The organism is Paraburkholderia sediminicola, from assembly GCF_046026855.1.
GTDB classification, from domain to species: domain Bacteria; phylum Pseudomonadota; class Gammaproteobacteria; order Burkholderiales; family Burkholderiaceae; genus Paraburkholderia; species Paraburkholderia sediminicola_A.
In genome coordinates this window covers 36,177-61,511 of sequence record NZ_JAQQET010000031.1, presented here as the reverse complement: position 1 = coordinate 61,511, position 25,335 = coordinate 36,177, and the positions used below count along the sequence as shown (strand labels likewise).

At 59.9% G+C, this 25,335-nt stretch carries 22 protein-coding genes; 10 read left to right on the top strand and 12 right to left on the bottom strand.

The annotated features are described in order from the left end of the window. Positions 1-116: 116 nt before the first annotated feature. Positions 117-974, bottom strand: coding sequence for a tRNA cyclic N6-threonylcarbamoyladenosine(37) synthase TcdA (tcdA, locus tag PQR40_RS28735; RefSeq protein WP_408510349.1), 858 nt, complete (start codon positions 972-974; stop codon positions 117-119). A 243-nt stretch (positions 975-1,217) separates the two neighbouring features. Here tcdA and pdxH point away from each other — a divergent pair, with 243 nt between their 5' ends. The 3 genes from pdxH (at position 1,218) to PQR40_RS28720 (ending at position 4,653) form a co-directional block, all read left to right on the top strand. Then, the gene (gene pdxH / locus PQR40_RS28730; RefSeq protein WP_408510348.1) at positions 1,218-1,862 is read left to right on the top strand and encodes a pyridoxamine 5'-phosphate oxidase; all 645 of its coding nucleotides are present in this window, start codon (positions 1,218-1,220) and stop codon (positions 1,860-1,862) included. Between the two features lie 144 nt (positions 1,863-2,006). Then, positions 2,007-3,221, top strand: a complete 1,215-nt coding sequence (locus PQR40_RS28725; RefSeq protein ID WP_408510347.1) for a class I SAM-dependent methyltransferase — start codon at positions 2,007-2,009, stop codon at positions 3,219-3,221. Between the two features lie 103 nt (positions 3,222-3,324). Continuing rightward, positions 3,325-4,653 (top strand): DUF72 domain-containing protein, encoded by a 1,329-nt coding sequence (locus PQR40_RS28720; protein ID WP_408510346.1) that lies wholly within the window; start codon positions 3,325-3,327, stop codon positions 4,651-4,653. Here the strand turns inward: PQR40_RS28720 and msrA are convergent. Then, positions 4,640-5,188, bottom strand: a complete 549-nt coding sequence (gene msrA, locus PQR40_RS28715) for a peptide-methionine (S)-S-oxide reductase MsrA (protein ID WP_408510345.1) — start codon at positions 5,186-5,188, stop codon at positions 4,640-4,642. The two genes, PQR40_RS28720 and msrA, sit on opposite strands and share 14 nt — an antisense overlap. A 256-nt stretch (positions 5,189-5,444) precedes the next feature. On the opposite strand from msrA, the gene PQR40_RS28710 reads away from it, so the two are divergent. Beyond that, a complete protein-coding gene (locus tag PQR40_RS28710) occupies positions 5,445-5,954 on the top strand; it encodes a flavin reductase family protein (RefSeq protein ID WP_408235001.1) in 510 nt (169 codons plus the stop codon). A 76-nt stretch (positions 5,955-6,030) separates the two neighbouring features. Here the strand turns inward: PQR40_RS28710 and PQR40_RS28705 are convergent, their stop codons facing one another. After that, the gene (locus PQR40_RS28705; protein ID WP_408206662.1) at positions 6,031-6,540 is read right to left on the bottom strand and encodes an Lrp/AsnC family transcriptional regulator; all 510 of its coding nucleotides are present in this window, start codon (positions 6,538-6,540) and stop codon (positions 6,031-6,033) included. 130 nt (positions 6,541-6,670) lie between these two features. On the opposite strand from PQR40_RS28705, the gene kynB reads away from it, so the two are divergent. The 4 genes from kynB to PQR40_RS28685 all read left to right on the top strand — a co-directional run bounded on the left by kynB (position 6,671) and on the right by PQR40_RS28685 (position 10,475). Continuing rightward, entirely contained in the window at positions 6,671-7,309 is a 639-nt protein-coding gene (gene kynB / locus PQR40_RS28700) for an arylformamidase (protein ID WP_408337435.1), read from the top strand. A 77-nt stretch (positions 7,310-7,386) separates the two neighbouring features. Then, a complete protein-coding gene (gene kynU / locus PQR40_RS28695) occupies positions 7,387-8,637 on the top strand; it encodes a kynureninase (protein WP_408510344.1) in 1,251 nt (416 codons plus the stop codon). Positions 8,638-8,647: 10 nt separating this feature from the next. Next, positions 8,648-9,592 (top strand): tryptophan 2,3-dioxygenase, encoded by a 945-nt coding sequence (gene kynA / locus PQR40_RS28690; RefSeq protein WP_408337431.1) that lies wholly within the window; start codon positions 8,648-8,650, stop codon positions 9,590-9,592. A 397-nt stretch (positions 9,593-9,989) separates the two neighbouring features. Further along, positions 9,990-10,475 carry a hypothetical protein gene (locus PQR40_RS28685; RefSeq protein WP_408510343.1) on the top strand — a complete coding sequence of 162 codons (486 nt, stop codon included), beginning with the start codon at positions 9,990-9,992 and terminating at the stop codon, positions 10,473-10,475. Between the two features lie 66 nt (positions 10,476-10,541). On the opposite strand, the gene PQR40_RS28680 is transcribed toward PQR40_RS28685, so the two are convergent. The 9 genes from PQR40_RS28680 to PQR40_RS28640 all read right to left on the bottom strand — a co-directional run bounded on the left by PQR40_RS28680 (position 10,542) and on the right by PQR40_RS28640 (position 21,805). Beyond that, complete coding sequence (locus PQR40_RS28680) at positions 10,542-10,796, bottom strand: hypothetical protein (protein WP_408510342.1); 255 nt, start codon at positions 10,794-10,796, stop codon at positions 10,542-10,544. Positions 10,797-11,043: 247 nt separating this feature from the next. After that, positions 11,044-13,167, bottom strand: a complete 2,124-nt coding sequence (locus tag PQR40_RS28675) for a DUF6531 domain-containing protein (protein ID WP_408510341.1) — start codon at positions 13,165-13,167, stop codon at positions 11,044-11,046. Between the two features lie 533 nt (positions 13,168-13,700). Next, on the bottom strand, positions 13,701-14,438 hold the full coding sequence (locus tag PQR40_RS28670; RefSeq protein ID WP_408392112.1) for an SDR family oxidoreductase: 738 nt from the start codon (positions 14,436-14,438) through the stop codon (positions 13,701-13,703). Next, positions 14,435-15,979 carry an FGGY-family carbohydrate kinase gene (locus PQR40_RS28665; RefSeq protein WP_408510340.1) on the bottom strand — a complete coding sequence of 515 codons (1,545 nt, stop codon included), beginning with the start codon at positions 15,977-15,979 and terminating at the stop codon, positions 14,435-14,437. Before PQR40_RS28665 ends, PQR40_RS28670 begins: the two co-directional genes overlap by 4 nt. A 51-nt stretch (positions 15,980-16,030) precedes the next feature. Further along, positions 16,031-17,134: an alcohol dehydrogenase catalytic domain-containing protein gene (locus PQR40_RS28660; RefSeq protein ID WP_408510339.1), complete on the bottom strand. Its 1,104-nt coding sequence runs from the start codon at positions 17,132-17,134 to the stop codon at positions 16,031-16,033. 34 nt (positions 17,135-17,168) lie between these two features. Further along, positions 17,169-18,176, bottom strand: a complete 1,008-nt coding sequence (locus tag PQR40_RS28655) for an ABC transporter permease (protein WP_408510338.1) — start codon at positions 18,174-18,176, stop codon at positions 17,169-17,171. Further along, positions 18,163-19,683 (bottom strand): sugar ABC transporter ATP-binding protein, encoded by a 1,521-nt coding sequence (locus tag PQR40_RS28650; RefSeq protein ID WP_408337423.1) that lies wholly within the window; start codon positions 19,681-19,683, stop codon positions 18,163-18,165. The genes PQR40_RS28655 and PQR40_RS28650 overlap by 14 nt, the downstream gene beginning before the upstream one ends. A gap of 64 nt (positions 19,684-19,747) precedes the next feature. Continuing rightward, the gene (locus PQR40_RS28645) at positions 19,748-20,701 is read right to left on the bottom strand and encodes an ABC transporter substrate-binding protein (RefSeq protein ID WP_408234972.1); all 954 of its coding nucleotides are present in this window, start codon (positions 20,699-20,701) and stop codon (positions 19,748-19,750) included. A gap of 123 nt (positions 20,702-20,824) precedes the next feature. Then, positions 20,825-21,805: an AraC family transcriptional regulator gene (locus PQR40_RS28640; protein WP_408234969.1), complete on the bottom strand. Its 981-nt coding sequence runs from the start codon at positions 21,803-21,805 to the stop codon at positions 20,825-20,827. 387 nt (positions 21,806-22,192) lie between these two features. Here PQR40_RS28640 and dalD point away from each other — a divergent pair, with 387 nt between their 5' ends. Together dalD and xylB are read left to right on the top strand one after the other, a co-directional pair. After that, on the top strand, positions 22,193-23,605 hold the full coding sequence (gene dalD, locus PQR40_RS28635; RefSeq protein ID WP_408510337.1) for a D-arabinitol 4-dehydrogenase: 1,413 nt from the start codon (positions 22,193-22,195) through the stop codon (positions 23,603-23,605). Between the two features lie 196 nt (positions 23,606-23,801). After that, the gene (xylB, locus tag PQR40_RS28630; protein ID WP_408510336.1) at positions 23,802-25,283 is read left to right on the top strand and encodes a xylulokinase; all 1,482 of its coding nucleotides are present in this window, start codon (positions 23,802-23,804) and stop codon (positions 25,281-25,283) included. The last annotated feature ends 52 nt before the right edge of the window (positions 25,284-25,335 follow it).

Genomic DNA, 25,335 nt, shown 5'->3' with positions numbered 1-25,335 from the left:
TTCGGGTGCGGCGAGGGAGCCGCGCCTGAACACCGTGCGGCTAAACTGCATCGGCCCGCCTGGCTGAATCAACATCCTGCCGTTCGAACGCGGTGATGCTGTAACGTCCTAGCGCCTCAATCCGCCGCCTGCTTCGCTAACGCCCGCAATACATGCGCGGCCGCAGCAAAACCGAAACTCGCCGTCACACACACGCTCGATCCAAATCCCGCACAGTTCAAACCCACCGGTCCCGTGTGACCCGGCGACGTCGTGACATGCTCCGCTTCCCCGTCGATATCGCACACGGCGGCCTCAGGGTAGATCAACGGCTCGTCTGAATACACCGCGCTCACCTTGAACTTCGCCTTCGGGCCACGCGGAAATCCATGCTGTTTGCGCAACTGTCCGCGCACTTTCGACAGCAACGGGTCTTGAATCGTCAACGCGAGATCGTCGATCCGAATGCGCGTCGGGTCCAGTTGGCCGCCCGCGCCTCCCACCGTTATCAACGGCTGCTTCTTCTCGACGCACCATGCGATCAACGCGGTCTTGGTGCGTACGCTGTCGATCGCATCGATCACGTAGTCGAAACCGCCGCCGAGCGTCGCCGTGAAATTGTCCGGCTCGACGAAGTCTTCAATCAGCCGCACGTCGCAGAACGGATTGATCGCCGCGATGCGTTCGGCCATCGCCTCGACCTTCGGTTTCCCGTAGTTACCGTCCAACGCGTGGATCTGGCGGTTAGTGTTGCTCTCGGCGACATTGTCCAGGTCGATCAAGGTCAGGATGCCGACCGCGCTGCGCGCCAGCGCCTCCGCCACCCATGAGCCGACTCCGCCGATGCCGATCACGGCAACGTGGGCCCCTTCGAACGCAGCAAGCGCCGGCGCGCCGTACAGGCGGGCAACGCCGCCGAAGCGCCGCGCGCGGTCGGCGGTTTCCCGCCCGTCGAGGCTGGTAGTAAGATCGGAATGCGCGGTAGTGCTGGACATGGTGAAAGGCTCGTTCAAAACAGGCAAAACAGAAAGTGATAAAAACGCTCAGGCATGCTCAGGCGTTCGCAGCCCGTATTTTGCCTGATCGCGACGATCCACATGGACGCACCCATTCAGCCGCGAATGGCCGCAAACGAGGTGGCGTGGATGTCCACACAGCGCGGTGGGCCTTGACCTGGTTGCGCGCAAAAAATTCACGCCCTGGCTATACTGGTTGTACTGTAGCGTTCGCATAAGAACATGACCTCCTCACTCGCCGAACTTCGAAAAAACTATTCGCTGGATTCTTTGGACGTTGCCGACGTCAACCGCAACCCGTTTCGTCAATTCGATTCGTGGTTTCAACAAGCGGTAGACGCCCAACTGCCCGAGCCGAATACGATGACGCTGGCCACAGTCGACTCGCGCGGCCGGCCATCGGCGCGCATCGTGCTAATCAAAGGCGTCGACGAGCGTGGCTTCGTGTTCTTCACCAATTACGAAAGCCGCAAGGGCCGCGAACTGACCGCCAATCCCTACGCGAGCCTGCTGTTCTACTGGATCGAACTCGAACGCCAGGTGCGCGTCGAGGGCAGTATTGTCAAAACCAGCGCGGCAGAAAGCGATACGTATTTCGCCTCGCGCCCGCTCGGTTCGCGCATCGGTGCGTGGGCATCCAATCAAAGTCAGGTAATTGAAAGCCGTTCGCAGCTCGAAACACGCGAACGCGAAATCAGCCTGCAATACGGCGACCAACCGCCGCGCCCACCGCACTGGGGCGGATATCGTTTGGTACCCGAAGCAATCGAATTCTGGCAGGGCCGGCCGTCGCGCTTGCACGATCGTCTGCTCTACACGCGTTCAAGCGAACGCAGCGACTGGCAAATCTCCCGCCTATCGCCTTGAATGGATTGGAATACAACACGTACGCGCGTTGCCAACGCAGCAGCGCGCGGCGGCCGGATTGCGCTCCATGGCATAGGAGTTGCGCCGCAGTGAGCAGCGATCCGCACAGGCTTTGCTTTAATTCAACGGACACGGAGAAATCACATGTTCTGGGAGAAGAAGCTGGCGCAGTGGGTGGAAGAAGTAAAAACCAAGGCTAACCTGCCAGCACGCCTTGTGCTGTGGGACGGCCAGCAACATGACTTCGGGCAGTTCGCCGCGCCTCGGGTCACGCTACACGTCAAAAGCGCCACCGCGCTGCCGTATCTGCTCGAACCGAGCCTCGACAATCTGGGCGAGGCGTATGTGAAGGGCAAGATCGACATCGAAGGCAAGCTGTCGGACATCATCAACATCGGCTATCAGCTGGCGCGCAATACCGTCACGAGCGCGAGCAAGCTGGCGCGCGTCCGCCGCTACTTCCATCACTCGAAGTCGTCGGACAAAAAAGCCATTCAGTACCACTACGACGTCTCGAACGAGTTCTACAAGCTGTGGCTCGATGAGAACATGGTGTACTCGTGTGCGTACTTCGAGAATGGCGATGAAGATCTCGCCACCGCTCAGATCAAGAAGATCGACCACATCCTCACCAAGATCCAGTTGGAACCGGGGCAACGCCTGCTCGATATCGGCTGTGGCTGGGGTGCGCTCGTCCTGCGTGCAGCGCAGAAATTCGGCGCCCAGTGCGTCGGCGTGACGCTCTCGCAGAACCAGTTCGATCTCGCTACCGCACGCGTGAAAGCCGCAGGCCTGGAAAATCAGATCGAGATTCGCCTGCAGGATTATCGCGACATCGACGGACAGTTCGACCGCATCACCAGCGTCGGCATGTTCGAGCACGTCGGCCGCAAGAATCTGCCGGGTTACTTCCAGAAGATCCACGATCTGCTCGTCGACGACGGCGTCGCCATGAATCATGGCATCACCTCGAGCGATTCGGATAGCGGCGAAACCGCGCTGGGCGGTGGCGAATTCATCGACCGCTATGTATTTCCGGACGGCGAACTGCCGCACATCAGCCTCGCGCTCGAAGCGATGCAGCGCGGCGGGCTCGAAGCGGTTGACGTCGAAAGCCTGCGCCGTCACTATGCGCAGACGCTGGACATCTGGGCGGAAAACTTCGAGGCGCATGCGGACGAAGCCCGCAAGCTGGTCGACGACGAGAAATTCCGCATCTGGCGGGTGTATCTTGCCGGCTGCGCGTACGCGTTCGAAACCGACGACGTCTCGATCTTCCAGGTGGTCTGCCGCAAAGCCGGCCGCAGCGCGAAGACCCTGCCGTGGTCGCGCCGCTATATGTACGACAAATCGTTGTGATACGGTTGCGCCGCGGCGATGTGCCGTCGCTGCGTTCCGGGGCTGCGTGCATTGCACGGGCGGGCCGACGCGGCGCAAACCTTAAACAGCAGGTCGAACGTCGATGGACCAAAGCGGGACAAGCGAAGTTGAACAGCCGGTGAGCGGTGAGCAAGACGCACAGGCTGACGCCGAGCAGTTCGATCTGTTCGGGATGCCGGTGGAGCCCGCGCCGGCATCGGCGGCACCCGCCGCTGCCACCCCGGCAACGGCCGACGAAACGGCACAGCTTGAGCGGCGGCGTCAGCCGCGCGCGAAGAAGAGCGCCACCACCCTTTGGCAGGAAGATGACGCGCCACCGGCGCCCATCGCCAACGCCGGCTCCAGTCCAACACCGTCTTCCTCGGATGCGCCGAAGAAACGCCGTACCCGCGACGTGCTCGCCGCTCCACCCTCTCCTGAACTCCTCGCGCTCGCCGCCGAACTGCCGTCGCAGGTCCATCTCGGTACGTCGACATGGTCGTTCCCGGGCTGGAACGGCATCGTCTACGGCGACGACTACAGCAACAGCAAACTCTCGCGCGGAGGTCTGACGGCTTATGGCGCGCATCCGCTGTTAAAGACAGTCAGCATCGACCGGTCGTTTTACCAGGCGCTCACCGTCACCGAATACTTGCGCTACGCGCAGCAGGTGCCGGAGCACTTCCGCTTCATCGTCAAAGCACCGATGACGATTACCGACGCCACCGTGCGCGCCGAACGCGGCGAGCCGGTCTCGCTGAACCCCTGTTTTCTGAACGCACAAATGGCGATCGACGAGTTTGTCACGCCGTGTATCGAAGGCCTCGGCACGAAAGCCGGTGCGCTGGTGTTCCAGCTCTCGCCACTGCCCGACCAGATGCTCGCGCAACCGGCGGCATTCATCGAGCGCCTCGCCGAGTTCCTGACAGCATTGCCGAAGCTACCTGAAGGCACGTGCTACGCGATTGAAATCCGCGACGCCAGTTTGCTCACGCCGCGGTTCATCCGCACGCTAAAAGCAGCGGGGGTGCGGTATTGCGTGGGGATTCATGCACGGATGCCGGATCCGCTGCGTCAGGCGGCGGCGCTCGCGCTGCTGGACGGCGAGCCAGCCGGCCCGCTGATCGTGCGCTGGAGCTTGCACGGCGGCTTCAAATACGAGCAGGCGAAGGCCAAGTACGAACCGTTCAACCAATTGGTCGATCGGGATCCGGCGACCCGCGCCTCGCTCGCCGAGCTGGCCGCACGCTATGCGCTGGCCGGCCAGCCGGTGGTGATCGCGATCAACAACAAGGCGGAAGGGTCGGCACCGTTAAGCTGCGTGGAACTGGCGCGGGCGATCATCGAAGCGTATGCGCGCCTCGCTCACGAGCCCGAGCATCCAGACGAGGACGAGCCCGAAAAGCCGGAGGAACCACTCAGCTCGCCTTGATCCGATGCGCGAACTTCTGACGAAACTTCGCGACCTTCGGCGCCACCACGAACGAGCAGTACCCCTGATTCGGGTGCTGCGCGAAATAGTTCTGGTGATACGCTTCGGCCGGCCAGTAGTTGCCGTCGAGCGGCAGCACCTGGGTGACGATCTGGCCGTCGTAGATAGCCTGTTCGCCGATCTCACTGATCGCCTGCTGTGCCGTTTCGCGCTGCCCGTCGGAATGGGTAAAGATCACCGAGCGGTATTGCGTGCCGACGTCGTTGCCCTGCCGGTTCAACTGGGTCGGATCGTGGATCGCGAAAAAAATATCGAGAATCTCGCGATAGCTGATCTTCGCCGGATCGAAGTCGACGTTCACGACTTCCGCGTGGCCCGTCACCCCGTCGCACACCTGTTCATAGGTCGGCCGCTGGGTCTGGCCGCCCGCATAGCCCGACTCCACCGCGTTCACGCCTTCGACGCCCAGATACACCGCTTCGAGACACCAGAAACACCCGCCACCGAGGGTAGCGACTTCGCCTATCTGACTCATGCTGCTTGCTCCTTGATTCCCATAGTCGGCTGATGCCTGCCTCGCTTAACCGCAACGCTCATGCCCGCGTCGAGACTTTCCAGCTTAGCGGTTTTTCCATTTACCGGCAGGCGGCGCGGCCAGTCCACCGCGATTACAGTTAAAATTGGGACAAATCGACGATTTTCACTATGACTTTTGAATCATTTGTTTCCGGCCGCACGCGCGATGGGTTCAGCCCGGGCTTCACCCGGCCTGGCACCAGGGCTTCCGCCCAATGAAGCGCGCCAGCCCACCCAATTTCGACCAGCCCGCCTTTAAACAGGCGCTCAGCCAATTCGCCACCGGCGTCACCGTCATTACAACGCGCGCAGCGTCCGGCCAATTGATCGGCATCACGGCCAGCTCGTTCAATTCGGTTTCGCTCAATCCGCCGCTGGTGCTATGGAGCCTCGCGACGCGCTCGGCGTCGATGCCGGTGTTCCGGGCGAACAGTCACTACGTGGTCAACGTACTGGCAGCGTCGCAGCTCGATCTGTGCAAACGCTTCGCCACGGTGAAGGGTGATCGTTTCGAAGGCGTTTCGCATGCCGAAGGCGACACCGGCATGCCGGTGCTCGACGGCGCGCTCGCCTGGTTCGAATGCCATAACCGCAGCCGTTACGAAGAAGGCGATCACGTAATTTTCGTCGGCGAAGTGGAGCGCTGCGGCGTCCACGAGAATGCTGCGGAAATTGCGCCGCTGGTCTTCCAGAACGGCCAGTTTCACGGACTCAAGCCGCTCTGAACGCGGCGCCGCTGCGTATTAACAGCGGCTGCAAACAAGCGGTACATGCCGAAGCAAGCTGACCGGCCGCTCGCACTCAGCTATGCGACGCGCTGTGTCCGCTGGTTTTCGGCACGAGCGACACCGGCACGCCCGAATCTTCCTTCAGCGTCTGAAGCACGATATTCGAACGAATATCCATCACGCCCGGCGCCTTGTAGAGGCGCTGCAGCACGAAATCCGAATAGTGTTTGAGATTGTGGGCGAGCACCCGCAACAGATAATGGGTCTCGCCGGTCACGACAAACGCGCCGACCACTTCCGGCCAATCCCGCACCGCCTCCGCAAAACGCTCGTGCCAGTTCTCCTGGTCGTTGCGCATCGACACCTGCACAAACGCTTCCAGTTCGAAACCCAGCACTTCGCGATTCAGACACGCGCGGTAATGTTCGATGACGCCCTGCTCTTCGAGCAGGCGCAGGCGTCGTAGACAGGCCGATGGCGAGAGCGAAATGCGCTCCGCGAGGTCAAGATTGCTGATCCGTCCTTCTTGCTGAAGCACCGTCAAGATACGACAATCGGTGGCGTCGAGCGAGATCGCGTTCATATTCGGTCTCCCTTTCCCATTTGTCTCAAATTATGTTCCAAGACAGGGCGCAGAAGGAGATTTTTTCGCAATCACATTTCGCGGCAAGCCACCTATCATTCCCGGATAGACACAATCCGCCGATGGAGACATGGACACACTCTGGGACATCACCCCCGCCGTCGATACCGCGACGCCAGTCTGGCCCGGCGATACGCCGGTCGGCATCGAACGCGTATGGCGCATGGAGGCGGGCTCGCCCGTCAACGTCGCGCGACTGACCTTGTCGCCGCACACCGGCGCCCACACCGACGCCCCGCTTCACTACGACGCAGAAGGCGCGGCGATCGGGCAAGTTCCGCTCGATGCGTACCTTGGACGCTGCCGTGTGATTCATTGCATCGGCGCTTTGCCTGTTGTCACGCCACAACACCTGAGCGGCTCACTCGACGACCTGCCGCCGCGAGTCTTACTACGCACTTACAAAATCGCGCCGACGACGGCTTGGGACAGCGCATTCTGCGCAGTCGCGCCCGAAACAATCGATCTGCTGGCGGCGAAAGGGGTGAAGCTGATCGGCATCGATACGCCGTCGCTCGATCCGCAGGAATCGAAGACGATGGACGCGCACCACCGGATTCGCGCGCACCGCATGGCGATTCTCGAAGGCATCGTGCTGGATGCCGTCGCACCCGGCGACTACGAACTGATCGCGCTGCCGCTCAAGCTGACTACGCTCGATGCGAGCCCTGTGCGCGCCGTGTTGCGTGCGTTGCCCGAATCTCGCTGATTACCGATGCCCTGCAAGGCTGAACAACCGCATTCATCGTATTCACCGAACTCCTTGATCTGACTGACTGGACCACCATGAACACTCGTGACGAAGCACTGGCGCTCGATAGCGCCGACCCGCTCGCAACGCTGCGCGACCAGTTCGCGCTATCGTCGACGACCATCTATCTCGACGGCAACTCGCTCGGCGTGCCGCCGGCCGCCGCCGCGCAGCGCGCGCAGACCGTGATCGGCGCCGAGTGGGGTGAAGGCCTGATCCGCAGCTGGAACACCGCTGGCTGGTTCGAATTACCGCGCCGCCTTGGCAACAAGCTCGCGCCGCTAATCGGTGCGGCCGAAAACGAAGTCGTCGTCACCGATACGATTTCGATCAACCTGTTCAAGCTTTTGTCAGCTGCCGTGCGCTTGGCGAACGCCCGCGATCCGAAGCGTCGCGTGATCGTTTCTGAGCGTTCGAATTTCCCGACCGATCTGTACATCGCGCAAGGGCTGATCGAACAGCTCGACCGCGGTTATGAATTGCGCCTCGTCGACGATCCGTCCGAATTGCCCGCCGCGATCGGCGACGACACCGCGATCGCCATGATCACGCATGTGAACTATCGCACCGGCTACATGCACGACATGGCGGCGCTGACCAAACTGATCCACGACAAGGGCGCTCTTGCGCTGTGGGACCTCGCACATTCGGCGGGCGCGGTGCCGGTCGACCTGAATGGCGTCGGCGCGGACTATGCAGTAGGGTGCACGTATAAGTATCTGAATGGCGGCCCAGGGTCGCCGGCGTTCGTGTGGGTGCCCAAGCGTCATCAAAACGATTTCGCGCAGCCGCTGTCCGGTTGGTGGGGACATCGCGCACCGTTCAAGATGGACCCGGCGTATCAACCCGATGACGGTATCGGGCGCTTCCTGTGCGGCACCCAGCCGATGGTGTCAATGTCGCTCGTCGAATGCGGACTCGATGTGTTCCTGCAAACGGATATGCAGACGATCCGCGCGAAGTCGCTCGCGCTGACCGATCTGTTTATCGAACTGGTCGAAGCGCGTTGTGGCGAGTTTCCTTTGAAGCTCGTGACGCCGCGTGACCATGCGCAGCGCGGTTCGCATGCGAGCTTCGAGCATCCGCATGGGTATGAAGTGATGCAGGCGTTGATCGCGCGTGGCGTGATCGGAGATTATCGCGAGCCTCATGTGCTGCGGTTTGGTTTTACGCCGCTGTATACCCGCTTTGTCGATGTGTGGGATGCGGTGGAGACGCTGCGCGATGTGCTTGCGCAAGAGACCTGGCGAGCACCTGAATTTGCCGCTCGCGGCGCCGTGACCTAAGGAGCGCGCGATGACCGATCACATGCAAACGCCGGGATTGCCGGAAGAGAAACCGGCGCAAGGGTGTCCGTTTGGACATGGCAGCGGGGTTGCTCCTTCGGCCTCTGCTACGACCGCTGCTGTTGCCGATTCCGGCGATGGCTGGCATGACGCACAACTCGATTTTTCGGAGTCGATGAGTTACGGCGATTATCTGTCGTTGGGGACGGTACTGGATGCGCAGCATCCGTTATCGCCGGATCACAACGAGATGTTGTTCATCATCCAGCATCAGACGAGCGAGTTGTGGATGAAGCTCGCGCTGTATGAGTTGCGCGCGGCGTTGAAGGCGGTGCATCGCGATGAGTTGCCGCCGGCGTTCAAGATGCTAGCTCGTGTGTCGCGGATCATGGAGCAGCTTGTGCAGGCATGGAGCGTTCTCGCGACGATGACGCCGTCGGAGTACACGGCGATGCGGCCTTATCTGGGTAGCTCTTCCGGGTTCCAGTCTTATCAGTATCGGCAGATTGAGTTTTTGCTTGGGAATAAAAATGAACAGATGCTGAAACCGCATGCGCATCGGCCGGATGTCCTTGCTGAGGTAACGGCTTCGCTGGAAGCGCCTTCGTTTTACGACGAGGTGGTTCGGCTGCTGTCGCGGCGTGGGTTTGAGATTTCACCGTCGAGGTTGGATCGGGACTGGACGCAGCCGACTACGCATGATGCGTCTGTTGAGGCGGCCTGGCTGGAGGTCTATCGGAATCCCTCGCGGCATTGGGAGTTGTACGAGATGGCGGAGGAACTTGTCGACCTCGAGGATGCGTTTCGACAGTGGCGGTTCAGGCATGTGACGACGGTTGAGCGAATCATCGGCTTTAAGCAAGGCACGGGTGGCACGAGTGGCGCGCCTTATCTGCGAAAGATGCTGGATGTGGTTCTGTTTCCGGAGCTTTGGCATGTGAGGACGATGCTTTAAAGCGTGTTTGCGTCTTTGCCAATTCGCAATGTATTGGCAACGTTCACGCAATGCATTGCGAGCGATAGACACACAGGTCAAAATGTAAAGATTGGTCTTAACTCGCGCGTTTAGCCTGCGTGGTTGATCGTCTTAAAAAACGGGTGGGTTAGATTTCTATTTGCCGTTGGAAAGACGGCCGGGTGTGAGAGCCCGCAGCGCAAAGCCGCACTATCTGCGAAAGTGGATAGTGCGCAATCAGACACGTCTATATCTATGGGCGGGCAGTGGTGAGGGAGCCGCAAGGCTCGCCGGTTCTGGTTTTGCGCCCGGTCTCTCAAACTCGCTACGTGCCGGCTCACCCCAACGATTAGTTCGCGAGTGTCGGGCGATTCAGAAACACACCGGAAATCGCGCCATGAACAAACCCACTAGAAAGACTCGACTTGCATCACGCCCGCCTGTTGATGCGCTCCAGTACGAAAAACTTGCATTGTCAGCGTTTGGAACATGCGACCGGCAAATCCGGCAGCTTGAAACGCTGATTGATCTCGCGGCGAGCATCACGCGATGCCCGGCCACAACGGTCGAAGAAAGACGCCGTGAGCGCAACCTGCTGGAACACCTGCTCTATACCGTCGAGCAATACCAGCAGGAAGTTGAATGCGACCGCGATCTGTACCAGGTGATCGCGCTCGATGCAAAGGGGGTTGCTCACAGTCGTATCACCGCCAAGCTTGCGACGAAACTTCTTTCAGATGCCGCGGAGACGGGACGAGAAGCACGGGAAGCTGCAGCAGAAGCCGAGGCTGCATCTGACAATGCTGTGACACGCAAGCAGGCGCGCGTAAAGACTGCCGTGTGCGCGCGGGCTGATGCAAAGCAGGCGGCAGTGAAGCACTAAAATGAAGTAGTGGCCGCCATGCCGGGGTAGAAAAAAGGCGCGAACTACTCGCGCCTTATTATGTTTCTATCGCTTGCCTTTTTTCTTTGGCGAAGGGGTCGTCCCCATCCCTTCAGGAGCAAGTTCAGGAAACGCTTGCCACAGCGGTCTCAAAAGGACAGTAAACAGCTGTCCTGCCACATTCGCGGCTTCAGCACGAAATGCTCGAATCTCTTGCTCCGCGCCGCGTTCCTCAACCAACTTCACAGCATCAACAATCGCGCGATTTGCCGAGAGTAATTTCTCATTGACTTCCGCGGCGAGAATTTTATCGTCAATCATCGTGTTTTCCCCTAGCAATCGTTGTCGGCCATGCATTTGTTCAGGCATCTGAAATAAGTCACTCCGTAGTCTTTTGTCTGAAATAACAAATGGCATTTGTCGATGCATCGTTCCTTCACTTGGCGGCAACGCTTCGTCATAGGCACACCGTAAGAGCACTTGACGAAACCCGAATCAGAGTCGCCGTTAGTCTGGAACAGTTGTGCATATAGCACCGCACGTTTTGATTGCCCGTTCTGTTCAGGCATCAGGATAGGAAACGGTACCTGCTCCTGTGCCGCAATTTGCAATTCAGGCTCGCCACCCCGAACAGGCTGATCTGCCTGAGTGATGGCAAGCCCGTGATAAAAGAGCTTCCATGCCAGCTTGGCCTTCGTAAAACATAACACTCTGCGCATACCGGAGAGATTGTCGTTGCGGCGTCCGCTCTTAAAGCCCTACGCGAGGCTGAGCGATTGCCGGGAGGCCCGACAGGATCAGCACCAGTTTCATAGTTATTAATCCACTGGTCAATCTCATCACTGGATATCGCTTGCGCTGCACCCCCGTTCCTGGCCACCGTACCTGTCCGACCCGCCACACGACCGTCCGGTGTATAGCTGTAGTCCACAGTCAGGAAACGCTTCAGACCTGCCGTCAGTGCAGTTGCATCTTCGTTGTAGGTGAACCGGCTGACGCGTCCACGCTTGTCATAAGTGAAGCGTGCTTCACGGTAGTTCCCGCTGGCTCTCGTTACACGGTTCGACGCGTCACGATCGACTGCACCAAGTAGCCAATGTGAGATCAGCTCCTGAGCGGTCTGCAGATTCCCGGTTTCGTCTGGGAAGTACGCCCAATCTTCGGTTTTGACGCCGTTCATGTAGACAGCTGCTTGCGCCAAGCGGTTGTTGGCATCGTAGCGCGCGCCTACAGTCAATTTGTTGCCTGTGCCACTAGCGTCGAAGCCACTTGCGCCTGTTGTGTCAGACGTGTCGAACTCGCTGTATCCGGTGACGTTGCCACCTGCGTCATACACGAACGCACGCATCTTTCCCGGAGTCGCAACAAGTGACGGATGCAAGCTTGCCGAATCGGCATAACGCACCGACGTTATCACCATGCCACCAGAACTACTTACCGCAGCGCGAACCGGTCGGCCCGAAGCATCGTACGAATATGCCGCACTTCCGTCCGGCGCAGTTTTTTGCAGCAGGTTCCCGCTCGTATCCAACGTCCGGCTCTCGGTGCCATCGGTTGTACTGCCACCGGTCACGCGCAACATGCCGGCGACTGACGCAAAGCTAACCGTGCCCGAACCGTCAGCCCAGGACATGGTCGTAGAGCCGTTGCCATAGGTGAACTGGACATTCCGCGTCGTATCCGGGTGCGTGGCGGAGGTAGCGCGCCCCCTTGCATCATAAGTCCACGTAGCGATCCGTGAACCGGATTCGTCAACTACACCTGTTAGTGCATTCTTGAAGCGCGAATCGTCGTAGACGTAACGGCGCACGTAACCATCGGGCCATGTGACTGATACGAGGTTACTGCTTCCGTCATAACCGTATTGCGTAAGGCCACCGCTTGGGTCTGTCATGCGGTAGATACGGCCTAACGTGTCGTACTCAAGCTTGATCGACAGTAACTCATACTTCGGAACCGCACCTGCCGCGCGCTGGTTGATGGCCGTGAGTCGCCCCGCGTTGTCATAGGTGAGCGTTCGTGTGAAGCCAGTATGTGTTGTTTCGGACAACAAGACGCCCTGTGCCGAATAAGACTCGACGGTATCAGTCGTCAGGTCCGTCAGGGCCCAGCCAGCGCCATTCTGAGCGAGAGCGAGCCCGCTGAAGTTAGGGGTTTTCCACTGTCCGTTGGCAAGTAGGAAAGTGAGCGGTTGGCCGTTTGCACGATAGGCAATGACTTGCGGTGAACTACCGCTGGTCACGGCCACGTTGAGTTGTCGCTGCCAGTTACTCATCCATACCGGCCCCATGGCGGTAGCCGATTTGAGAAACGGTGAGGATAGGTAGCTTCGAGTGAATGTCAGCGGCATTCCATCGCCGCTACGGAAGTCGTTTTCAGAGAGCGTCACCTTGCCGTTGGCCGGATAGACCGGATCGGCAACCGGACAGGATTCGTCAGGGTCCGTAGTTGTGGCGCACCACTCGTCAATTGCCGCTATGTCGTTTCTACATCCGTAATTACCCATGCCACTTGGGGTATTGCTTGCGACGTCCAGTCGGCAGCTCGCTGTACCTGGCGTTGCACCAGACTTCGAATAAAGCGTCCAGCAGTCGTCTGCACGCGCGGTAGAGGTCACCAGTAGCAAGGCACATGCGGCCACCAGGCGGGCTAGCTTGCCTCCAAGCCGGCAAGGTTGGGGTTTTGTTCTCATACATCTCCCCTCAGCAATACGTCGTTAGAAATGCGTAATAATTCGACGTTGCACGAAGGGGAACTGAAACCAGAATAGGAACATTCTGAAAATACCTATTGCGCGACAGATCTTCACAAACCGGCTGAAATCAGAAGCATCAAAACAAGAGTGGCGCTAAGCGGGTGCCGCAACAACGCCCGCATCGGGGACATTCAAGGAAGATGGCAAGGCACCAAAGTGACTGCCTAAGATGGCGGGGACGTTCCGTGCACAGCATCGTCGACCATCAAATTGTCGACGATTCGCCGATTGACGCGAGCGCGATGGTCTAAGTCGACCCGCCGGACGGCATCACCGACCTACGGGAGCTGGGATTGTGTGCAGACGAAGTGCGAACTTCGTTGCCCGTGGCCAACAAAAAAGGCCCGCTCGTGTGCGGGGCCTGGAATCTCATTCGCGACATAGCGGCCGTGCAAGTCCGGTGACGTCCTAGACGCGATTCGCCGTTACACCGTAGCCGCACCGACATTAATCCGTAGCAGACAAACCAATCACCTCGCGGTATACCCCCCATCAATCGGCAAACAAACCCCACTAATCATCGAAGCTGCATCGCCTAACAAAAACATAATCGGCGCAGCGACTTCAGCAGACTCCGCAAAGCGCCTCAACGGAATCGCCATCAAAGCGGGATCGCGCTTCACAGGATCACTCCAGGCCTGCACGGCCATCGGTGTCAAAGTCACCGTAGGATTAACGCTATTCACCCGAATGCCGTAGGGCCCCAGTTCGATACACAAAGCACGCGTAACAGCATCAAGCGCCGCCTTTGAAGCCGAATAACTCAAATGATCATCAAGCGCCACAAGTGCTGCCTGACTGGAAACATTCACGATACTGCCAGCACGCTTAGTATCGATCATCCCGCGAGCCACGTGCTTGGCAACCAGCACCGCCCCACGCGCATTCACCCCCATCACGCGATCGAAGCTGGCACCCGTCGTATCCACCGCCCGCTCAAGCAAAGCAATACCCGCGCAGTTCACGAGCCCATCGAACGCGTCGAGTGAACTCAACGCATCATCGATAGCGGCTTCATCGCTCACGTCGAGCGTCAACGGTTCGCATCCCGTTTCCTCAGCCAATCGCGCGAGTTCATTCACATTGCGCGCCGCCGCGACCACATTCGCACCGGACGCGCACAACGCTTCAACCGTAGCCCGTCCAATTCCGCTCGACGCTCCAGTAACCAGAATCGACTTACCAGAAAAATCAAAAGTAGCATTCATGATGTCTGCAATCGATGCATGACCGGCTTCAACGCCGGATACAAATCCGTATAAATACCAAATCGCTGTTCATACAAAGCCATCCGCTGCGCGTTCGGCTCCGCACGTTCAATCAGCGTGACCCATCCGCTTTGCGCCTCTTCACGCGATACCAGACCGACACCAACCCCTGCCAGCAACGCCGCCCCCATCGCGGCCTCCACTTCCTGCTCGATCGTATAGACCGGATAGCCGGTAATGTCCGCGATGATCTGCATCCACAAATCCGAATGCGCCGCCCCGCCCACCACAATCAGCTTGTCATCCAACGATTGCGCGCCTTTACGTCCCGCTTCGATGTTGTGTTTCAACGCGAACGACACACCCTCCAACACCGCCCGATACAAGTGCGCCCGCGTGTGAAACAGGCTCAGGCCAACAAACGCCCCACTCGCCTTGGCATCCCACACAGGGCTGCGTTCGCTCATCAAATACGGCAAGAACATCACCCCATCCGAACCCGCCGGAATCTGTGAAGCGCTCTCTTCCAGCAACCGATGCGGATCCCCATTCGGCATCGCGCGTGCGGCCTCAGTCTCCGCATGACAAAATTGCTCGCGATACCACGTCACCGAAGCACCCGCCGTAATCGCACCGCCAAATACGTAAATATCGCGCTGACCGTTGAACACATGCGGCATGCTGATCAACCCATGCCGCGCGTCGACAGTCTGGTTGATATACCCCCAGCACATACTCGTGCCGATCATCGCAACATGTTGCCCGGCGCGCGTGACGCCTGCGGCAAACGTCGCCACCGCCGCATCCACGCCACCCGCGACGATTGCCGTGCCCGCCTCCAATCCGAGCTGTTCGGTCCACTGCGATAACAAGCCACCCACCACTTCGGACGACTCCACTAACCGCTCCGGCATCATCGTCGCGGGAATGCCGAGCATGTCGAGTGCTTCGTCCGACCAGTCGCGTTTCGCAATATCGTAGATACCGCCGATATTGCCCGCCGAACTATGATCGACGGCGACCTCGCCAGTCAGCATATAAATCACATAGGCATTGGGCGGCAGGAAGTAACGCGTATGCGCCCACACATCCGGCTCATGGTCACGCAGCCACAGCATCTTCGTGTAACCGTAGTAGCTGTCCACGCCATTGCCCGTGATGGCATACAGTCGCTCAAGGTCGATGTTTTCACGCACCCACTCGACCTGACCGGTCGCGCGCCGGTCCATCCAGATCAGACACGGATAGAGCGGCCGCATATCGCTATCGACGGGAATCCCCGAACCGCCATACAGACTGCTCACGCACAACGCCTTGATCGACTTCGCCGCGAGGCCCGCCTCCTTCGCCTTGCCGACGCACGCCGCGATGCATTCCACCACGGCCTTCAACCACACCGCAGACCATTGTTCTGCCCATAGCGGCTTGGGCGTATCCGGCTGATAGCTCGACGCATGCTGCGCGACGATCGCGCCGTGCTGATCGACCAGCAGCGCCTTGGTGCTCTGCGTGCCGATATCGACGCCGATGACGTAATCCATACAGTCTCCGTTTATGTGCCGCTCGTCCTTGACCCATGCTGCACTCAATCCTCAGGCGTGCGGCTTCAATAACACCTTGATCGAATCGAGCGAATTAGCGACCTTGATCGCCTCGTCCCATTCTTCGAACGAAAACCCATGCGTGACGATACCCTTCGACGTAACGAGTCCGCGCGCCAGCAAGTCGATCGCAATCGGATAACAGTATGGGCCGAGATGCGCGCCGCGTACATCGAGCTCCTTGCGGTCGCCGATCACCGACCAGTCCAGCGTCGTATCCGCACCAAATACCGAGAACTCGACGAAACGCCCAAGCTTGCGAATCAGGTCCATGCCCTGATTAACGCCGATCGGCGCACCGGTCGTTTCGATGTAGACGTCGCAACCATAGCCGTCGGTCAGCGAATGAATGATCGCCAGCGCATCCTCCTGCTTTGGATTGATCGTCAAATCCGCGCCGTATTCACGTGCGAGCGCCAGGCGCTCTTCAACCAGATCGATCACGACCAGCTTCTTTGGCGTCTTCAGATGAGCGATTTGCGTCATCATCAAACCAAGCGGACCCGCACCCGCGATCACCACCACATCATCGAGTTGCAACTCGCCGCGATTCACCGTATGGATCGCACACGCCAGCGGTTCGATGATAGCGGCATCTTCGAGTGAGATACCGTCGGGAATCTTGTGGACGATCGCCGTCGGCGGAATGCGCATGTACTCGGCCATACCGCCGTCCGCAACTTCGCGCTGGAAGCCAAAGATATTGTGCACTTCGCACATCCAGTACTGGCCGGATTTGCAGTAACGGCACTTACCGCACGGCACGATCTGTTCCGCGATCACGCGGTCGCCCATCTTCACGTCGAAGTGATCGGCGGCGCCCTCACCGATTTCTTCGACGAAACCAAAAAACTCGTGGCCCGGAATCACCGGCGCTTTGACCCAGGGGCTTGGGCCGCCCCAGAACATCTTCGCGCCCGAATGACACTTGCAGTCGCTCGCGCAGATGCCGCACGCGGCGATGCGGATCACCAGTTCATGAGCACGCGCTTTCGGCTTCGACACCTGTTCGACGCGATAGTCTTTCGGTGCGTGGCAAACAATCGCCGTCATTTCCTGCTTACCGGATTGGGTGGATTCAGTGGACTGAGTCATTACATGGTCCTGCTTAAAAGAGGTCGGTTAAAAGTTACTTTCTACGGTCGCGGCTGATGTAGATCGCCAGCAAAATAATTCCGCCCTTGATCACGTTCTGCACATACGGATTCACGCCGACCATGTTCAGACCGTTGTTCAGTACGCCGAGTAGCAACGCGCCGATCAGGGTGCCGATGATCGAGCCGCGTCCGCCGGAGATCGAGGTGCCACCCATCACCACGGCGGCGATGGCGTCGAGTTCAAAGCCAACACCCGCATTCGGCTGGCCACTCATCAAACGCGCGGTCAACACAATGGCGGCGAAAGCGGAGGTCAAACCGGCAATCGAGTAGACGATCAGCTTCACGCGAGCCACACGTACGCCGGATAAGCGCGTCGCCTGCTCGTTGCCGCCAATCGCATACACGTAGCGGCCGAATGGCATGCGTTCAAGCAACACCCAGGCAAGCGCATAGATCACCACCATGATCACAACCGGCGCCTGGATGCCAAATATCTTGCCGCTGCCGAAGAAGCTGACCCAGTCAGGCAGGCCGTCGATCGGATAGCCGCCGGTGTAGATCAGCGCGAGGCCGCGCGCGATACCCATGGTGGCGAGCGTGACGATGATCGGCGGCATACCGGCGAATGCAACGAAGAACCCGTTCGCGGCGCCAAAGCCCAATCCGACTGCGATGCCGACCGCCAATGCAGCGACTGCGTTCATCCCGGCCACCATCAAGCCCGCGGCGAGCGTACCCGCCAAAGCCATCACGGAGCCCACCGACAGATCAATGCCGCCGGTCAGAATCACGCACGTCATCCCCACGGCGATGATCGCGTTGATCGACACCTGGCGCAGCACGTTTTCGATGTTCGCAGCGGAGAGAAAACTGTCGCTCGCGAACACCATCACGATGCACACCACCAGCAAGCCGATGAACGGATAGAAGAGCGTCGAGCGTTTCAACGCGGCCCACGTATAGCGCACCGGTGCACCGGGCGTACCACTACTGACGGTCGAGGTTTTCGGCGATGAAGAAGGATTAGGCGTGTTCATGGGGTGCTCCACGGGTGCCGGCTGTTGCATAGGTCATCACGGCGTTCGAGTCGATCCCGTCGCCTTCGAGCATCGCTTCGATGCGGCCCTGCCTGAACACGGCGACGCGGTCACACATGCCGACAATCTCCGGGAGTTCGGACGAAATCATGATAATCGAGTAGCCGCGCGCGGTGAGTTCGCGCATCAGCAGATAGATTTCGGCTTTGGCGCCGACGTCGATGCCGCGCGTCGGTTCGTCGAAGATGAGAATGTTGGTGTGGTGATTCAGCCAGCGGGCGATCACCACTTTTTGCTGATTGCCACCTGAGAGTGTCGCGACTTCGGTATGCATCGTCGGCGCTTTAACCCCGACGCGCTTCATGATGTCGGCGGTGGCACGCGCTTCGCTGCGCTGATCGATGAAGAAACGCAGTGAGCGGTATTTGCCGAGGTTGTTGATCGAGATATTCTGTTTGATCGAGAAATCGGTAATCAGACCTTCGGTCTTGCGGCTCTCCGGCAGAATACCGACACCGGCGCGCAACGCATCGGCAGGATCGGATAGTTTTGCGGCTGTGCCGTTGATGCGGATTTCCTTCACGTAAGCCGGGTCCGCGCCGATCACGGCCAGCGCGGTTTCCGTGCGACCCGAACCGACCAGTCCCGCAAAGCCGAGAATCTCGCCCTCGCGCAGCGTGAAACTCAGCATCGGGCTGTCTTTGAGCAACTGCAGTTTGTCGACCGCGAGCACGATCTTCGCATCGGCGCGCAACGGCGGCTTTGGCGGAAAGCTGTTTTCGATGCGGCGCCCCACCATCATTTCCACGAGATGGCTCACATCGGATTCCGCAACCTCGGTCATGCCGACGTACTGACCGTCGCGCAACACGGTAATGCGATCACACACTTCGAAAATCTCTTCGAGGTGGTGCGAGATGAAGATCATCGCCACGCCCTGCGTCTTCAGATCACGCATGATCGCGAACAGATGTTCAGCTTCGGCCGGGGTTAGCGTCGCGGTCGGTTCATCCAGAATCAGAATGCGTGCCTCCAACGACAACGCCTTGCCAATTTCAACAAACTGCTGCTGCGCGACCGACAGTTCACGAATCGGCACCGATAAGTCGATCGTCACGCCCAGGCGCTGAAAAATCGCGGCTGCCGCGTGCCGCATCTTGCCGCGTTCGAGCAGACCGAAACCGTTCTTCAACTCGCGGCCGAGAAACATGTTCTCCACCGCGTTCAGATACGGAATCAGGCTGAACTCCTGAAACACAATGCCGACGCCCGCGGCAACCGCGTCGTGATAGTTCGTGAAGTGGCGCGCTTCGCCCGCGATCGTGATCGTGCCTTCGTCGGGCTGATAGATGCCGCACAGGATTTTCATCAATGTCGATTTGCCGGCACCATTTTCGCCGAGCAACGCGTGAATCTCGCCACGCGAAATTTCCAGGTGAATGCCTTGCAGCGCCTTTACGCCTGGAAAGCTTTTGGTGATGTTGTCGAGCTTGAGTATCGTGTCCATCGGGCCCTCCTCTGCTGCTCGCCGCCGCGCTTATCGAACCCAGCGACGGCGGCAAGCATTCGACTTACCAGCTGAAACCCTTGGCATTGCTCTTGTCGATCATCTTCACGTCGACCGGAATGGTTTTCGGCACATTGGCGCCCCACTTCTTCGCGAGTGCAATGCCGAGCGCGATACGCACCTGGTCGGCCGGGAATTGCGCGGATGTTTCGATGAACTTCGAATTCGGTTTCTGGATCGCGGCAATCGCTTCCGGCGCACCGTCGACACTGGTCAGCTTGATGTCCTTACCCGATGATTCGATCGCCGAGAGCGCGCCCATCGAACCGCCGTCGTTCACGCTGAACACACCTTTGAGATTAGGATGCGCCTGAATCATGTTTTCGGTGACGGACAACGCAGTCGCGCGTTCCTGCTTACCGTTCTGTGTATCCACGAGTTTGATGCCCGGTACTTTCGCAAGCGCTGCCTTGCAGCCGCGCACACGTTCGAGAATCGGCACGACCGGAATGCCGTCGAGAATCGCCACTTCTCCACTGCCGCCAAGCGACTTCGCCAGGTACTCACACGCCATCTGTCCCGCGTCGAAATTCTTCGAGCCGACGAACGAATCGACCGGACCATTCGCATTCGCATCGACCGCAACCACCACGACGCCCGCCTTTTTAGCCGACGTCACCGCCGATTGAATGCCGGTCGAATCGGTCGGATTCACGAGCAGGATATCGATCTTCTTTTGCAGCATGTCCTCGACGTCACTGACCTGCTTGCTGACGTCGTGATGCGCGTCGGTGACGACCACGGTGGCACCGATCGACGCCGCCGCATCGTTCAGCGCTTTTTGCATCGTCACGAAGTACGGGTTGTTCAGTTCCTGAAACGTCATGCCGATCTTCAGCGGTGCGGCTTGTGCAGCCGGCGCCGTGACGAACGACAGGCCGAACGCGAACATCGCGAGCGCTGCCGTACTGCGCGCGAAGGTCTTCAACGATGTCTGCTTTGAAGTGGATTGCGTCATGGTTGTCTCCGTTATTAAAACTATTCGATGAGATGAGCACGTCCCTCACGCTGTCCGGCGACAGCGCGATAGGTGTTGAAACGCGGGTGAAGTGAAACGCTTTGGCTTAAAGCTTGATGAGGACTACGTCGGTGGATAGGCAGCGGCAGCGGTGCGTGGCAAACCTGGCGCAAGCACGATAGCGGGTGCATCGTCGATGCCTGCGCCGCGCGCGGCCGCTTCTTCGGAGGCGTCGCGGCTCGCGTCGTTCAGTTGCTGGTAGTGGCGAAATTTCGAAGGCGCCATACCCTTCACCGCGAGGAACTGCCGGTTGAAATTCGACAGGTTGTTAAAGCCCGCCTTGAAGCAGATATCGGTGACACTCAGTTCCTCGTCCATGAGCAGCTGGCACGCGAGGTTGATGCGCATGCGGTTCACGTACTGCACGAATGGCAGCCCCGTATGGCGGCGGAAATAGCGTGAGAACGCACTGACACTTTGCCCGGCGAGTTGAGCCAGATCCGATTCGCGCAGATCGTTGGACAGGTTCTTGCCGATATACGACAGCGCGTGATTGATGCGAGTCGACGCAAACCCGGTCGGGTCTGCCTGATAGGCGGGACTCGCAAGCGTCTCGCGATCCTCGGCATCCATCAGGATTTCGAGCATCGACATGAACAGCACGAGTCGGCGCAGTCCACGCGCGGCCAGCAATTCGAGGAACAGCGGCTGGATCGCCGCACTTGTCTGCGCGCCGAACGACACGCCGCGGCGCGAGTCGGCGAGCAGCGCTTCGACCTGACGCCACTCCGGGAAGCTGCCCATGCAACTCGACACGAACTCCTGCCCGAACTGAACAACCAGATTGCGCTGCGCAATCGTCTCGCCTTCCGGCACGTCGCTGACCCAGTTATGCGGCAGGTTCGGCCCCATCAACACGAGGTTGCCGGGCACAAAACTGCTGATATGGTCGCCGACGAACATCTTGCCGGTCGTCGCCACGATCAGATGGATTTCGTATTCCGGATGAAAATGCCAGCGCACCGTGCGATACGGATAGCCGTGCGACCACACTTTGAACGATTCGTCACGCCGTACGGCGACGAGTTCCAGATCGGGTTGCATCGCGTCTGCCTCCATGAAGCGGCGTGTCGCAAGTGCCGCTGAGCTTCATCTTGTATAGCGAAAAGTAGCCCTCAAAAGCCTTATCCACCACTCGAAATGAAACCGTGGACCGATACTTTTTTGCATTCGGGTTAGTCCTGGCGCGGTGAAAGTCAAATTTGATGCAATGCAATACGCACCGCGAGACACGTCCCATAACGCGCGGACGCCTCGCGAGTCGCGCCGAAAGTCCCGCCACGCCGCGCTGCGCCACGAAAAGCCGCTTACGTCGCCTTGACATTCGATTCGCCGGGTACGATCATTCGCTCACAGACAGAGCAAATGCTCCACCCTCGAGAAAAAACGCACGCTTCAAGCCGTGCGATCGAAGACATTCAGGAGACGCACATGAACAGCGGGCAAGGCAGCGGCGCGGCCGCACACGTGATCCTGCACATCGGCGCGGGATCGTTTCATCGCGCGCATCAGGCCTGGTATCTCCATCGGTTGAACGAGGCGAAAGTGGCGGGCGAGCCGCACTGGTCGCTGACGGTCGGCAATATTCGCAGCGACATGAATGCGGTGCTCGAAGCGCTTGCCGCGCAAAACGGCGTCTATACACTCGAAACCGTCACGCCGCAGGGCGAGCGCGCGTACGAGACGATCCGTTCGATCGAGCGCGTGGTGCCGTGGACCGAGAGTCTCGATACGCTGATCGAAGCGGGCGCCGATCCGTCCTGCAAGATCATTGCGTTTACCGTCACCGAAGGCGGCTATTACCTCGACGAACAGGACGAACTCGATACCGAAAATGCCGATCTCGCGATTGACCTGAAAGGCGGCCACACCACGATTTACGGCGCGCTCGCGGCGATTCTCGACGCACGCATGAAGCGCGGCGCTGGCCCGGTCACGCTCCAGACTTGCGATAACCTGCGCAGCAACGGCGAGCGTTTTCATGCGGGCATGAGCGAATTTCTCGAACGACGCGGTGCGGACGAACTGGCGCAATGGTTCGACGACAACACCGCGTGTCCAAGTTCAATGGTCGACCGCATCACGCCACGTCCCACGCCCGACGTGCGCGAACGCGTGAAAGCCGCCACCGGCGTCGACGATGCCTGCCCGGTCATGGGCGAAGCCTTCATCCAATGGGTGATCGAAGACCGTTTCATCGCGGGACGCCCCGCGTGGGAAAAGGTCGGCGCGGAACTGGTCGACTCGGTGCTGCCTTACGAGGAAGCGAAGATCCGCATTCTCAACGCACCGCATAGCTGCATTGCGTGGGCAGGCACGCTGGTCGGACTGAACTACATCCACGAAGGCACGCTCGACCCGGACATCCACAAATTCGCCTTCGATTACGTGACCGAAGACGTGATCCCCTGCCTTACGCCGAGCCCACTCGATCTCGAACGCTATCGCGATGTCGTGCTCGACCGCTTCGGCAACCCTTATATCCAGGACACCAACCAGCGCGTTGCCGCCGATGGTTTTTCGAAGCTGCCCGGTTTTATCGCGCCGACGCTCGCCGAATGCTTCGAGCGCGGCGCCACGCCAGCGGCGACGGCGATGTTGCCGGCGCTGTTCTTTCGCTTCCTCGAACGCTGGAACGCCGGCAAGCTGCCGTATGCGTATCAGGATGGCGTGATGGACGAGCGCGTCGCGCGCGGTTTCTTTAGCGCGCCCGATCCGTTGAAGGCGTTCGCCGCTGACCGGCTGCTGTGGGGCAGCATGGCGCAGACACCGGAGTTGGAATCGGCGTTGGCAGGCGCGTTGGCACGCGTCGACGTGTGGCTGGCCAAACGCGGCGCGGCTTGACCCGCGAACCCGTGCGACGGCGCCCAGCGTCGCCGCAATGTGGTGCACGCGCACGCCGGCAGCAACGGGCATCGCGTCGCTCAGCGCCTGGCACCGCGCGGCATCGAAGCGCGCCGGTGCCAGGCTTAATGCGCATGGCACCGCTTGCCCTATGCGGCTAAAGTAGCGCATCCCTAACGACGAAGGTTTCGCGCCCATGTATCTCGGCATCGACCTCGGCACGTCCGAAGTGAAAGTCCTGCTGCTTGCGTCCGATGGACGCGTGATCGGCACCGCAGGCTCGCCCTTTACCGTTTCGCGCCCGCATCAGCGCTGGGCCGAACAGAATCCCGAAGACTGGTGGGCCGGCACGCGCACGGCGTTGGCCGCGTTGCGCGCCAAACATCCCGACGAGTTCGCGCAGATTCGCGGCATCGGCCTCTCGGGGCAGATGCACGGCGCCGTGCTGCTGGATGCGCAGGACCGCGTATTGCGCCCTGCGATCCTGTGGAACGACATGCGCAGCGACAAGGAATGCGCGGAGCTGACCGAGCGCGCGCCGGAGTTGCACACCGTGGCCGGCAATCTCGCGATGCCCGGTTTCACCGCGCCGAAGCTGCTGTGGGTCGCGCGTCACGAACCGGACATCTTCGCGCGGACTGCCTGCGTGCTGCTGCCGAAGGACTATCTACGCCTGCAACTGACCGGCGGCAAGGTATCCGATCCGTCGGATGCAGCGGGCACGCTGTGGCTCGACGTCGCCAAACGCGACTGGTCCGATTCGCTGCTCGCCGCCTGCAACATGACGCGCGCGCAGATGCCAGCCTTGTGCGAAGGCAGCGAGCCATCCGGCACCCTGCTTCCCGAGGTGGCGCGCGAGTTCGGTTTGAGCGACGCCGTGATCGTCGCGGCCGGTGGCGGCGATAACGCCACGAGTGCGATCGGCATCGGCGCAACGCAACCGGGCGACGGCTTCGTCTCGCTCGGCACGTCCGGCGTGTTGTGCGTGGTCGGCGACAGCTTCCGGCCGAATCCGGCTTCTGCGGTGCACGCATTCTGTCACGCGATTCCAGATCGCTGGCATCAGATGAGCGTGGTGCTTTCGGCGGCAAGTTGCTTGCGCTGGTTCTGCAAACTCACCTCAACCGACGAGCCGACCCTGCTCGCCGAAATTGAGGCGCTGCCAGCGGACGCGTTGAACACCGCCCCGCTCTTTCTGCCCTATCTGTCGGGTGAGCGCACGCCGCACAACGATCCGTATGCGCAAGGCGTGTTCTTCGGCATGAATCACGCAACCGATCGCGCGTTGCTCGGCTACTCGGTACTCGAAGGCGTGACGCTCGCACTCACTGACGGCCTCGACGCATTGCGCGCGGCCGGCACCGAAGCGAAGGCGCTTTCCCTGCTCGGCGGCGGCGCTCGCAGCGACTACTGGGCGCAACTGCTCGCCGATGCGCTCGACACCGCGACCCGCAAGCACGGCGGCGGCGAAACCGGCGCGGCGCTCGGCGCGGCACGCCTCGGCTGGCTGGCGGCGGGCGGCGAACCGGCCAAGGTGCTGACCAAGCCGCCGATCGAAAAGGAGTTCACGCCGAACCCGCAACGACACGCCGAACTGCGCAACCGGCTCGAAGCCTATCGCGCGCTCTACCGCCACGTGCGGCCGCTGTTCGACCCCGCGCGGCAACCGCTCGCCTAACCGGCAAGCCGCAGCCGGTTCCCGCTGAGAGGCGGAGACCGGCTGCTATCAT